Annotated in this window: 11 protein-coding genes; 2 read left to right on the forward strand and 9 right to left on the reverse strand. The window is 72.1% G+C overall.

The features are described 5' to 3' along the window. The first annotated feature begins 102 nt into the window (after window positions 1–102). The gene (locus tag QA861_RS15220; RefSeq protein ID WP_334588861.1) at window positions 103–1,647 is read left to right on the forward strand and encodes a hypothetical protein; all 1,545 of its coding nucleotides are present in this window, start codon (window positions 103–105) and stop codon (window positions 1,645–1,647) included. 51 nt (window positions 1,648–1,698) lie between these two features. Here the strand turns inward: QA861_RS15220 and QA861_RS15225 are convergent, their stop codons facing one another. The 6 genes from QA861_RS15225 to QA861_RS15250 all read right to left on the reverse strand — a co-directional run bounded on the left by QA861_RS15225 (window position 1,699) and on the right by QA861_RS15250 (window position 8,680). After that, a complete protein-coding gene (locus QA861_RS15225) occupies window positions 1,699–4,437 on the reverse strand; it encodes a SpoIIE family protein phosphatase (protein WP_334588862.1) in 2,739 nt (912 codons plus the stop codon). A 309-nt stretch (window positions 4,438–4,746) separates the two neighbouring features. Continuing rightward, window positions 4,747–5,208: an ATP-binding protein gene (locus QA861_RS15230; protein ID WP_443041483.1), complete on the reverse strand. Its 462-nt coding sequence runs from the start codon at window positions 5,206–5,208 to the stop codon at window positions 4,747–4,749. 179 nt (window positions 5,209–5,387) lie between these two features. Continuing rightward, entirely contained in the window at window positions 5,388–5,786 is a 399-nt protein-coding gene (locus QA861_RS15235) for a (deoxy)nucleoside triphosphate pyrophosphohydrolase (RefSeq protein ID WP_334590561.1), read from the reverse strand. Window positions 5,787–5,930: 144 nt separating this feature from the next. After that, entirely contained in the window at window positions 5,931–6,104 is a 174-nt protein-coding gene (locus tag QA861_RS15240) for an SPOR domain-containing protein (protein WP_334588864.1), read from the reverse strand. Window positions 6,105–6,459: 355 nt separating this feature from the next. After that, entirely contained in the window at window positions 6,460–7,212 is a 753-nt protein-coding gene (locus QA861_RS15245; protein ID WP_334588865.1) for a GntR family transcriptional regulator, read from the reverse strand. Between the two features lie 241 nt (window positions 7,213–7,453). Then, the gene (locus QA861_RS15250; protein ID WP_334588866.1) at window positions 7,454–8,680 is read right to left on the reverse strand and encodes a DUF4190 domain-containing protein; all 1,227 of its coding nucleotides are present in this window, start codon (window positions 8,678–8,680) and stop codon (window positions 7,454–7,456) included. A gap of 746 nt (window positions 8,681–9,426) precedes the next feature. On the opposite strand from QA861_RS15250, the gene QA861_RS15255 reads away from it, so the two are divergent. After that, window positions 9,427–10,542, forward strand: a complete 1,116-nt coding sequence (locus tag QA861_RS15255; RefSeq protein WP_334588867.1) for a threonine synthase — start codon at window positions 9,427–9,429, stop codon at window positions 10,540–10,542. Between the two features lie 18 nt (window positions 10,543–10,560). Here the strand turns inward: QA861_RS15255 and QA861_RS15260 are convergent, their stop codons facing one another. The 3 genes from QA861_RS15260 to QA861_RS15270 form a co-directional block, all read right to left on the reverse strand. Further along, window positions 10,561–11,403 (reverse strand): oxidoreductase, encoded by an 843-nt coding sequence (locus QA861_RS15260; RefSeq protein ID WP_334588868.1) that lies wholly within the window; start codon window positions 11,401–11,403, stop codon window positions 10,561–10,563. Between the two features lie 162 nt (window positions 11,404–11,565). After that, window positions 11,566–11,751, reverse strand: coding sequence for a hypothetical protein (locus QA861_RS15265; protein WP_334588869.1), 186 nt, complete (start codon window positions 11,749–11,751; stop codon window positions 11,566–11,568). A gap of 237 nt (window positions 11,752–11,988) precedes the next feature. Further along, window positions 11,989–12,219: a DUF5133 domain-containing protein gene (locus tag QA861_RS15270; protein WP_334588870.1), complete on the reverse strand. Its 231-nt coding sequence runs from the start codon at window positions 12,217–12,219 to the stop codon at window positions 11,989–11,991. Between the last annotated feature and the right edge of the window lie 316 nt (window positions 12,220–12,535).

Here is a 12,535-nt window from a genome sequence, read left to right on the forward strand (position 1 = left end):
TCCCGGTCGCGGGACCGCGATCGCCCCCATACGCTCGCAAATGTGACGCCCTCCCTTACCAGGGGCCGGCCGCGGCGAGCCGCCTCCCACATACCCGTGCGCGTGGCACACACCGCGCTCGGCGGGGTGATCGGTGTGCTGTGGCTGGTGCTGCCCGGAGCGACAGCGGATCAGGAGGGCTACGAGGCCCCCGTGTCGGCGGTCGGCAGCGCGCCGGCCGTCTCCGCGTCCGCGACGGCCGTGTCCGATGCCCCGGCGGTCGCGGACGCGCGGGAGAAGACCTCCGCCGGTGATCTGGTCCTGCCGCTCGTGGTGGCGGGTGTGGCCGTCGCGGTGGCCGGGTACAGCTACGCCCGGCGCAGGCGCCGCAGCGGAACCCCTACGATTCCCTCCGCCCTGCCTCCTGTCGCGCGGCCCACGACCCCCGAGCTCGACCGGCAGGCCCGCAAGTCGCTGGTCGCCGCAGACGACTGTGTACGCACCAGCCGGGAGGAACTCGGCTTCGTGGAGGGGCTGTTCGGGAGCGAGGCCGTCGCGCCCTTCACGGAGGCCGTGCGCTGTGCCGAGGCCGAGCTGTCGGCCGCCTTCCAACTGCGCCAGGCGTACGACGACAGCCCGACGGACGCCTCCCGGGCCGGCCTCGACCAGATCGTCGCCCGCTGTGTGGACGCAGGTAGGCGACTGGACGCGGAGGCCGCCGGGTTCGACCAACTGCGCGCTCTGGAGCAGGACATGAGTGGTGCGCTCAGACACGCCGAGGTGCGCTTCCGGGAGCTGACCGGTCGGACGAGTGCGGCGGAGGCGACCCTCGCCGATCTCGGCGAGCGGTATGCGCCGAGCGCCTCGCTCCTCGTCTCCGGCCAGGTCGAACAGGCGAAGGACCGGCTGGTGTTCGCCACGACCGGGCTCAACCGGGCCCGTCAGTCCGCCGACCTGGCCGACCCGGACAGGGCTGTGCTGCAACTGCGCGCCGCCGAGGGCGCGATCGCGCAGGCCGAGGTGTTCGTGGACGGCGTCGACCGCCTCGCGTCCGCGCTGGCCGCCGCCGCACAGGCTGTTCCGGAGGCGCTGGACGAGGCGGAGGCGGCCGTCGTGGAGGCACGGGAGCGGTTGGCCGAGGGTACGGCGGAGGGGGTGCCTGTCGGTGAGCTGGAGGGGCATGTCAGCCGCGCCCGGGCCACGCTGGCCGCCGTACGGGAAGAGGCCGCCGCCGGGCCCTACGACCCCCTGGAGGCCCTGCACCGGATCGCGGTGGTGTCCGCGCCCCTCGGGACGGTGCCCGGCGCTGTCCGGCTCGTCGCGCGCCGGGCCACCGAAGCGGCGGACGGTTTCGTGGGCACGCACCGGGGCGCGGTGGGCGCCGAGGCCCGGACCCGGCTGGCCGAGGCCCGACGGCTGCTGGACCAGGACCCGGCGGAGGGCGACGCCTTCGCCCGGCAGGCCCGGGAACTGGCCGAGCGGGACGTCCGCGCGCACGGCAATCCGTACGGTGGGCGGCCCGAGCACACGAACGGGGTCGCCGGGGCGGTCCTCGGCGGGATCCTGCTCGGCGATCTGCCCGACGCGGAGGCCGAGGCGCTGACCGGCGGCGCGCCGGGTTCGTTCGGCGGGCCCGCCACGCGTGCGCGGCGGGGTCTCGCTCCGTAAGAACTCACCGTGAGTTCCATAAGGAGGCCGGGCGGAGACGGGCGTGCCCCGTCAGAACAGGCTCAGGAGTGCCTCCGCCGGGTCCGCGAGGACCGTTCCGCCGTCCGGCAGCGGGAGTTCGAACCACACCGTCTTGCCACGCGGAGTCCGGCGGGAGCCCCATGCCGTGCTGAGCAGGCCGACCAGCTGGAGGCCGCGTCCGCCCTCGTCGGTGTCGCGGGCTCGGCGGCGGCGCGGCTGGACGAGGCCGGCGTCCCACACCTCGCACACCAGCATGCGGTCGAGGAGGAGCCGGAGCCGGATCTCGCCCTCGCCGTAGCGCAGGGCGTTGGTGACCAGCTCGCTGACCAGCAACTCCGTGGTGTCGATGAGGGGTTCGAGGCCCCAGGCGGTGAGCTGGGTGCGGGTGTACTCGCGGGCGCGGCCCACGCTGCGCGGTTCGCGCGGCAGCGTCCAGTCGCCGACGGAATCGGCGGGCAGACCCTGGACACGGGCCATCAGCAGGGCGATGTCATCCTCGCCGTGGTGGGTGTCGAGGGTGCTGAGGACGTGGTCGCAGACGTCCTCCAGCTGCTGGGAGGGGTCACGGAGTGCGCCGACGAACGCCTGCAGTCCCTCGTCGAGGGGATGGTCGCGGGATTCGACCAGTCCATCCGTGTAGAGCGCCAACAGCGAGCCTTCGGGTAGTTCGACCTCCACCTCCTCGAAGGGCTCCCCGCCGACGCCGAGCGGCATGCCCGGCGGCACGTCGAGCATCAGCGCGTCCTCGCCCGGTTCGACGAGCACGGGCGGCAGATGGCCGGCGTTGGCGAAGGTGCACCTGCGGGTCACCGAGTCGTAGACCGCGTAGATGCAGGTCGCGAGGTACACCTCGGAGAGGTCGGCGTCGCGGGGCTGGCGGGCGGCGCGGGTGGCCTGCTGGACGCCGCCGGGCGTGCCGAGGCCGCGCGCGATCTCGTCCAACGCGGAGAGGACCTCCGCCGGTTCGAGGTCGAGGAGGGCCAGGGTGCGGACGGCGGTACGGAGTTCACCCATGGCGACGGCGGCGCGCAGCCCCCGTCCCATCACGTCGCCGACCACCAAGGCGGTGCGGTTGCCGGGGAGTTCGATGACGTCGAACCAGTCGCCGCCGACCTCGGTGGCCGCGTTGCCCGGCAGGTAGCGGCAGGCGATGTCGAGGCCGGAGGCCTCCGGGTCGCCGGGCGGCAGCAGGGAGCGCTGGAGGATCAGCGCCCGCTCGTGCTCACGCCGGTACAGCCGGGCGTTGTCGATGCTGACGGCGGTCCGCGCGGCCAACTCCCAGGCCAGCGCCCGGTCCCGCTCCCCGAACGGCTCGCTGCCCTTCGTGCGGGAGAACTGCGCGAGGCCCACCACGGTGTCGTGGGCGACCATCGGGACGGCCAGCGTGGACTGGATGGCGCCGTTGTCCTCGGCGGGGACGAGCTGCGGGCGGGCCGTGCGCAGGGCGTCCGCGCAGGGCGAGTTGAACGGGAAGTGGTGTACGGCGCCCATGGAGACCGGGTCTCCGCCGCCCGCGAAGGGCGCGTCGGAGACGGCGCTGGCGAAGGCGACGCGGCGCAGTTCGGCGCTGCCGTCGGCGAGCCCGGGCGGGGTCTCGTCGCCGGCCAGCAGCCCCTGGTAGAGGTCGACGGTCGCGAGGTCGCAGAAGCCGGGGACGACGACGTCGAGGAGTTCGCGCGCTGTCGTCTCCAGGTCCAGGGAGTTCCCGATGCGGGAACCGGCCTCGTTCAGAAGGGCGAGATTGCGCCGTGCGGCGGCGGCCTCGCGGGCGGCGGCGCGGCGGGCGGTGATGTCGAGACCCAGCCAGGCGACGCCGATGGGGCGGCCGGTGCCGCTGTGCACGCGGTACAGGTTGATCGACCAGTGCCGGCGCTCGTCGGAGCCGGGCACGAGGCCGGTGATGTGCATGTCCGTTATCGAGTCACCGGTCTCCAGGACCCGGCGGAGCGTCGCCGACACCCGCTCGGCCTCGGGAGAGATCAGGTAGTCGTACACGCCGCGGCCCCGGTGGTCATCGACCGTGCCGCCGTAGATGGAGGCGAAGCGCTCGTTGGCGCGCCGGACCCGGAGATCGGTGTCGATCAGCAGGAAACCGAACGGCGATTGTCCGAAAATCGCCTGCGAGGCGGCAAGGTCGGTCTCGATCTGACGCAGCGTACGGACATCGACGACGATGCATACGGCGGCCTTCTCGCCCTCCTCCGTCCGCGTCGGCATCACATAGACCTCGGCGAGCCCCTCCCGCCGGCCCTCCTCGCCCAGCTCGGGCACGCGGACGCGGAACGGGACGACGCCGGTCCACTCCCGGCCGTCGAGGATCTCCGCCATCTTCCGCTGGCCGCGCTCCCGCAGATCGGGGTCGATGAAGGCTTCGATGGGGTCCATACCCACGGCTCGCGCGGCGGGGATGCCGAAGATCTTCTCGGCACGCAGGCTCCACTGGTCGACGAGACCGTCGGCGCCGATGGAGAACGACGCCACCTTGATGTAGTCGTAGATCGAGCCGGGTGGGCTGCTCTGCCACATGGGGTCACCTGTCACATCACGCGCGTGGTCCTGCGCGGTGTCACGTGTCGAATCGCGCACCGGATCGCCCATGGTGCCACGCGTGGTTTCACGTGTCTCATCGCGTATCGCGTCCCCGTCGGCGGGACCCCTGGCACCCGACGCACGGCGTGGCACACCGGCCGCGGCGTCACCCGTGGCCCTCGCACTCGCGCCGCCCGACGGGTCCTTGGACTCCGTGGCCTTCGCTGGTATCTCGCTCACGCGAACCGTCCCCTCCAGCTCACCGCGTCCGGCACCAGTCACCGGGGGCGGCTGCCCGCAGTATCCAGCACTACGGCGCCCCACAACACGGTGTTCACGATCACAGGACGATCCCGATGCTTTTCGGACCGGCCCGCGACAACACTCCCAGTCTTCTAACCAGGGGAACACCGGTCGAACCTCGATCCATGACAACTGCCAGTGGCCTGAACCACATGGTCGACAGAGCAAGGGCGGACGTACAGCCGCAGTTCACTCCGGCGCACGGTTCACGGTCGTCGTCACGCCGGGTTCCCGCCCGGCCGGATCTCATCCCGGCACGGGCAGTTCGAACCACACCGTCTTGCCCTCGTCGGCGGGGCGGGTGCCCCAGCGGCTGGACGAGTGGGCGACCAGCTGGAGCCCCCTGCCGCCCTCCTCGTCGGGGCGGGCCGTCCGCTCGCGGGGCGGGTCGGGCAGCGGGTCGGAGACCTCCACCAGCAGCGTGGCCGCGATCCCGGCGGGCCGCACCAGCCGTACCCCGATGGGCCCCGTGGCGTGCCTCAGCGAGTTGGTCACCAGCTCGCTGACCAGCAGCGCGGCGAGATCACCGAGGGATTCGAGCCCCCAGCCGCACAGTTGTCCGCGGACGACCGCGCGGGCTCCACGGACTGCGCCGGGCTCGGCGGGAAAGCTCCACTCGACACAGTCGCCTTCGGTGTCGATCACGCCGATCACTTCCCAGGCCACCCGACCCACACATGTCCGTTTTCGTGGGGTTAATGGGCACATACCCGGTATTGGACGCCGATTACCGCCCTAGAGGGCGCACTGTGGCACGAACGGCGTATGGGGCGCGCGCATCGGGCGCCCCACCGACCTCACGCGCCTCACACGGTTCACGAGCCCGCACATCAATCCGCACCGGGCCGCACATCGCCCCGCGTCGGCTCCGCATCGGCCCGCGGGCGTCACTCCATCCGGAGGGCCGCTTCCCGCACCGCCGGAACGTCCTGATCCAGCCAGTCCACGTCCCAGATCTCGGCCCGGGTCAGCCAGCGCAGTTCGTCGTGGTCCTGGAGGGGCTTCGGCTCGGCCGAGCCGGCCGGGAGCCGCGCGGTCCAGACACGCAGGACGTACGGCGCCCTCAGCGGCCACTCCCCCGGGATGCGCTCTACGGGTTCCGCGTCGACGCCCAGCTCCTCGCGCAACTCGCGCACGAGGGCGTCCTCCGGCACCTCACCCGGTTCGACCTTGCCGCCGGGCAGCTCCCAGCGGCCGGCCAGCTCGGGGGGCGCACTGCGGCGGGCGGCGAGGAGGAGTCCGTCGCGCAGCAGGGCGGCGCCCACGACCACGACGTGCTCGACCACAGGCGCCGGCTCAGCCGCCGATTCCGTGGCTGATTCGGTGGCTGGTTCCGCCGCCGGCCCCGCACCCGGCTGCTCGGCTCGCGCCGTCGCCGGTTCCGTCCGTTCGGTCATGGGCCGGAGCCTACGGGAGCCGGATCGCCGGGTTCAGTTCTGCCCGATCCGCTCGACCCAGTAGAGCTGCTTGTTGCCGCGCTCGTCGAGGCTGTCGGCGATCTTCTGGGCTTCCGCACGGGTCGCGTACCGGCCCACGCGGTAGCGATTGCCGTTGTCGTCCTGCCGTATGACGAGCCAGGGAAGAGTGATCGTCCCGTCGCTCATGGCGCCCCTCCACTTCCCGCCCCCGGCTTGCGCCGCGCCCCACCCGCCAAGGAAACCGCAATCCGCATATGCCCGACCCTACGCCTAACCTTCACGCAGCGAATACGGCTTTTCACAAAGAGGTACGCCAACCGGCCAGGGGTGAGGGGCGCACAACGTCGAACGCGCCGCCGAAAGAGCACGGTGTGTCCGGTCAGCGGCACACCGCGCCCCTTGGGACGACCTGCGAGAACGGCCAGAATCCACCGGCCCGGTGGGCTGCGGTGGTCGGCGGGGCGGCGGTGGAGGGGGGAGCGCTCGGGAGATCAACCGCCCCCGGGTGTGGGCTACTTCACCAAGTCCGGGGGCGGCGGGGTCACTTCACCGGCAGGTGGTACGCCACCTGGTAGCGGTCCGCGGGGATCACGACGTCGGCCGTCTCGACCGGGCGCCCCGAGGCGTAGTACGTGCGCTGCACGACGATCACCACATGACCGGGGACACCGCCCAGAGCGTGGAGTTCCTCGGCGAGGCCGGGGCGGGCGCCGACCTCCTCCGTGACGTTGTCGACGATCACGTCGATGGCCGCCATGCGCTCGACGACACCCATCCCGCCGAGCGGGCCCTCCTCGGGGAGCATCACCGGCGTACGACCCGTGACGGCCAGGGGCTCCCAGGAGGTGGACAGCATCATCACCTCGCCGGCGTCCCGGAAGACGTACTTCGTGCACATCACGCGGTCGCCGGGCAGCAGGCTGAGTCGCTCGGCGATGGCGCCGCTCGCCGCGGCCTGCGCGCTGCTGGACTCCCAGGTACCGCGCGCCTCCGCGTCGGCCTGCTCCTGGCGGAACGGTGTGGCGCCGCCGTCCGGACGGAAGCCGGAGCGGGCGATCCGGCGCGGCACGAGCCGCTCTCGCACATAAGTGCCCGACCCGGAACGGCCCTCGACAAGGCCCTCGGCCATGAGCACCTTGCGTGCCTCCAGCGCGACCGTGTCCGAAACGCCGTACTCCTCCCGGATCCTGGCCTGGGAGGGGAGGCGGGTGTGCGGTGGGAGTGAACCGTCGACGATCTGCTTTCGTAGATCACCCGCGACACGCAGGTAGGCCGGCTGTTCACCGAATGTCACGGGCCGCTCCCATCAGGCTGTACAGACAGCAACAGCGTGGCAACCATGGGTTGTGACATGCAAGCGAAGGCCAGAGAATCACTCGATGTGATGACGCGTCCCGCCGGATGACATCAAGCAGGCACGAGGCAGGCAGATACGCAGGTTAGGGCGCAGGCGCGCTCTTTCCCCGTTGCCGCTCTCGCCCTTCTCGCGGCTCTCGTCCTTCTCGCCGCGCTCGCCGCTCTCCCCTCTCTCGCCGTCACACCTCGATCCCTGCGTCCGCCTCCCCGCCGTCCCCGGTGCCACCACCGCCACCACCGCTGCCACCGTTCTGCTCGTACGGGGGTGGGGTCGTCGCCAGCCCCAGAGCCTTGCGCGGGGTGACCGTGCGGTTCACGTCGAGCAGTTCGCTGCCGGTGTCGTAGTGGTCGTAGAAGGTGTCGGCGTCGGTGGCGCGGGCCGCCTTCGCCCATTCCTGGCGTGCGCCGCGCAGGTCCTTCACGAGCGCCGCGACGCTGGGTGAGGCGGTGGCGGCGAACCGGTGTGCGGTGAGCAGGCGCGTCTGCTCGTCGAGGGCGTCGGTCACCCGCCGGGCCCACTTCTTGTGTCCCGGCAGGTCGTCCTCGACGAACTCCGCGTCGGGCGCCGTGTCCATCGCCGTGTTGAGGATGTGGGCGGCCTTGAGGTACGTCAACTGGTCGGCGTCGAGCGTCGTCTCGTCCTTGCGCAGCGAGCCGGTGAGGCTGCCGTTCGTGTCGACGCTGCCGAAGACGCAGGTGACCTCGTGGTCGCCGAGGCCCCAGCTCTGGCGGGTCGGGGTGAGGTAGTAGACGTCGACGTCGTCGGGCACGGCCCAGGCGTCCATCGCGTACCGGTCCTCCAGGGCGTAGCACTTGTCGTCGGCGACCTCGGTGACGCGGTCGTCGCCGGGGTAGGAACCGGCCGGCATGCGGAAACTGGCGAACACCTCGCCGTCGTGTGCGCCGGCGCAGGGGACGGGGTCCACGTCGTACGCCAGGCCCTCCAGGGAGCCGTCCAGGGAGTCGAAGCAGTCGCCCTTGGTCAGGGAGAAGCTGCTGTTGTCCTCCTTGGCGGCGCCCTTGAAGCCGTCCCAGGCGGAGGACAGGCCGCCGGTGCCGAGCAGCAGGGCCCAGAGCACGAGCCCGACGGTCGACAACGCGGATCCGGTGATCGCCATGCCCTTTCCGCGCTCGCCGTTCTTCCGGAGCTGCACGAGCGCGACGATTCCGAGGATCAGGCCGAGGGCGGGCAGGAAGCAGAGGATGCCGAGGACGAGGGAGGCGATGGCGACGCCGTTGACGGGGGTCGGGCGGTTGTACGGGGAGTAGCCCTGGGGCCAGGGGGCGTATGGGCCTTGGGGGTATTGCTGAGGGTAGTTCTGGGGGTAGCCCTGGGGGTTCTGGGAGTGGCCCGGATACGAGGGGTACGGCGGCTGGTCGGGTCCAGGGGGCGGGGGTATGGCCACGAGTGCCGGGCTCCTCGTCGGGTGATGTGAACTGGCGTGCGACTTGGCGCATGGTAGGGGAGTTTCGCCCCCGCCGCCCCTACCCGTCCCATCCCTGAGGGCTGCGCCCCCAGACCCCCGCTGCCGGCCCTGAACGGGCCTTGTCCTCAAACGCCGGACAGGCTGGAAATGCGGGCCGGGGCTGGAGGGGACGCGGCTTGGGGTGCGGGGTGCGTCTGGCGTTGCGGGGGTGTGCTGCCAGGCTGCGGAGGGGCCGGGCCCGAGCCGGAGGCGTGCTGCCTCAACCTCGGAGGTGCGGCCCGGGCCGGAGGGGTGCTGTCTCAACCTCGGAGGTGCGGCCCGGGCCGGAGGGGTGCTGCCTCAACCTCGGAGGTGCGGCCCGAGCCGGAGGGGTGCTGCCTCAACCTCGGAGGTGCGGCCCGAGCCGGAGGGGTGCTGCCTCAACCTCGGAGGTGCGGCCCGGGCCGGAGGGGTGCTGTCTGGGCTGCGGGGATGGCGGTGGCGGATGGGCGGGAAAGGAGTTTGGACCAAGCAGGCCTCTCACCTCAGGCGCCGGGCCGGTCGAGAGGCCCCGACCCGCGCTGGGCGGATGCAGTAAACGGGTGGGTGGGTGGGAAAGGCGGCCTCGGCCGGACAGAGCCCCGCTGCCAAGCCCCGGACGAGACAGACAGACCCCGAGCCGCGCTGGACAGACGCGGTGAACGGGCGGGCGGGTGGGAAACCACGTACCCAACTACTCTGCGTACATGACCCCTCTGCCGGACTGTTACTGCCCCGTGGACGGCACCCGCGTCCCCGGAGGCACCCTCACCTGGTGCTGCCCCCTGTGCCGAGGTCCCCTAAACCTCGACTTCGCCCCCACCCCGGCGCCCCTCAAGTCCCTCACCGGCAGGGTCAACTCCCTCTGGCGCTACGCGGAGACACTCCCCCTCGCCGCCCCCACGACCACTCTCGGCGAGGGCCGCACCCCCCTCGTAGAGCTGCGCGACGGCATCTCGGCCAAGCTCGACTTCCTCATGCCGACCCTCTCCTTCAAGGACCGGGGCGCGGTGCTCCTGGCCGAGCTGGCTCTCCGGCTGATGCCGGATCAGGTGGTCGCCGACAGCAGCGGCAACGCGGGTACGGCGATCGCCGCGTACTGCACCCGAGCCCGACTGCCCTGCACGGTGTACGTCCCGGAGGGCACCTCCGCGAAGAAGCTGGAGCAGATCGAGGCCCACGGGGCGAGGGTGCGGGTGATCGACGGTGACCGGGAGGCCGCGGCGGCAGCGGCGCGCGAGGCGGCGGACACGCCGGGCACGTTCTACGCCTCCCACGTCTACAACCCGTACTTCCTGCACGGCACGAAGACGTACGTCCACGAGCTGTGGGAGGACATGGGAGGCCGCCTCCCGGACGTCATCGTCGTGCCGGTCGGCAACGGCACCCTGCTGCTGGGCGCGGCACTCGCCGTCTCCGAGCTGCACTCGGCGGGACTGATCGACCGACGGCCCGCCCTGTACGCCGTCCAGTCGGCGGCGGTCGCCCCGCTGGCGCACGCCTGGGCGGAGGGCGTCCCCGACCTGACCGGCGTCACCCCGCCCCCGGTGTCCCCCACCCTCGCGGAGGGCATCGCGATCCCCGACCCGCCCCGGGCCCGCCAGATCCTGCGCGCGGTCCGTGACTCGGGCGGTACGTTCCTGACGGTGACGGAGGATCAGCTCCGGCACGCGCAGCGGGACCTGGCGTCCCAGGGGCTGTACGTGGAGTCGACCGGGGTGGCCTGCTGGGCGGCGGTCCGGGAGGGGGCGCTCGGGACCCGGACGGCGGTGGTGCCGTTGTGCGGGGCCGGACTCAAGACGGGGCTGGCGTCACCGGCCTGACAGCCGGTCACCACCGGGTCAGGCGTCGTCGAAGCCCGTCGCCCGCGCGCGCTTCTCCCAGCCGGCGACATCACCCCGTACCTGCTCCAGATGGCCGAGTACGCCGGTGACCGCGTCGTCGCCGAGTGGCAGGCGCAGCGGGGTGTGCTCGGCGTCGGCGTCCAGCGCGGCGAGGATCAGGGCCGCCGCCTTCGCCGGGTCGCCGCTCTGGGAGCCGTCGCCCTGCGCGACCATCCGGCGGGTCGCGCCGACCGTACCGGTGTAGACGCCGAGGTCCCGGCTGGCGCCGGCTCGGCCGCGGTCGAACAACTCGGTCCGGAAAGCGCCCGGTTCGACGATCAGCACCTTGATCCCGAACTGCCGGACCTCCGCCGCGAGCGCCTCGGACATGCCCTCCAGTGCGAACTTCGTCGCGCTGTACGCGCCGAAGCCCGGGGCGGAGAGCTGCCCGCCCACGCTGCTCATCTGCACGATCACGCCCGAGCCGCGCTGGCGCATGTGCGGCAGCACGGCCCGTACGAGGGCGGCGGGGCCGAACACGTGAAGGGCGAACAGGTCGCGCAGTTCGGCGTCGGTGGTCTCCTCGACGGCGCCGACGTGCGTACGTCCCGCGTTGTTGACGAGGACGTCGATCCGTCCGTGCCACGCGAGGACGTCCTCCACGGCGGTCTCGACCGCGGCCAGGTCGGTGACGTCCAGGCGCAGCGCCTGGACCTGCCTGGGGTGGGCGGCGACGAAGGCGTCCAGCGCGCCCGGCCGTCGCGCGGCGCCCACGACCACGTCGCCCGCGGCCACCGCCGCCTCGGCGATCGCCCGCCCGAAGCCACTGCTCGCACCGGTGATGAACCAGACCCTGCTCATGAGGTCAGCCCTCCCGTAGACCGCTGTCCGCCACTGCGCCGACCCGCTCGGACACTCGGGCAGCAGCCTAGACGGACAGCGACTTCCCCAGGGCGAGGTACACCTGCACAAGGCCGAAAGGGGACCCCAGGAGCAGGACTGTCGGAGGGCCGGCCCAGGGGCTCAGTCCTCACCCCTGAAGACGTTTCCCTCGGTCCCCCGCCCGGTCTCCCCGGCGTTCCCCGCGTCTCCGTCGAGCGTCGCCCGTACATACGTACGCAGGCCGCATCCGCGCAGTCGGCGGGCCCTCGCCCAGCCGGTCTCGGCCCTGCGCACGGTGGTCCTCGTCTCCTTGACTTCCGCACTCACGGTGCTTCATCTTCCTTCTGCGTCCGGCCTGTTGGGGACCGGGTAGGTCTGCTGTCACCGGTTCGCCCGGTCATGTCCCCGAGTCCCCGCGCCGCACAAAGGGAAACCCTCGTCGTGGCCAGGGCGCAGGTCCCGTAGATCGCGCATGAGCAGCAGCCCCGGCTCGGGGCCACGGCTCGTGCCCGCGTCCATGCCATGCCTCTCGGCGCCGGCGGCCCTCGTCAGGTCGCAGGCTCGTCAGCTGTCGGCTCCGACGGCGTGTTCCTCGGTTCGGGCTCCCGAGAGCCGGCGGCGGGCGGCTGTCAGGGCGGCGTCGATGTCGCGGGTGCCGGTGGCGACGCACAGGGTGTAGGAGACGTCGTTCAGCCGCTGGAGCAGTTGGGCGCCGCCCTCCTGGGCGTGGCGGGCCCGGAGAACTTCGTACTGCTGGAGCAGGTCGGCGAGGACGGTGGGGTGGGCCATCAACACGAGAGCTCTCCCTTGACGAGGCGGGGGGTTACGGCGGGAGAGCTCGGGTGGCACGCACCCGAGGCCGGCCGGTGTTCGGCCGCTCCCGCGGTGGGCCTGTGATCCCAAGCACCTGCGCAACCAAGTGCCCCAGGTCACAGCTCTCAAACAGGCCCTGCGGAGACCAGATGCTGTCACCACGTACCTGCGCCGGACGTGCCCGCGTGGATCACGTCGGCGGGGGCACTCCGAGAAGTGGCCCGACACCCTCCGAGCGAGGCCGGGAAAGGAGCTGGAAGGGGAGGGAATTGAGGAAATCGCAGAAAACAGGGGAACC

It is taken from the genome of Streptomyces sp. B21-083 (assembly GCF_036898825.1).
Taxonomy (GTDB): Bacteria; Actinomycetota; Actinomycetes; order Streptomycetales; family Streptomycetaceae; genus Streptomyces.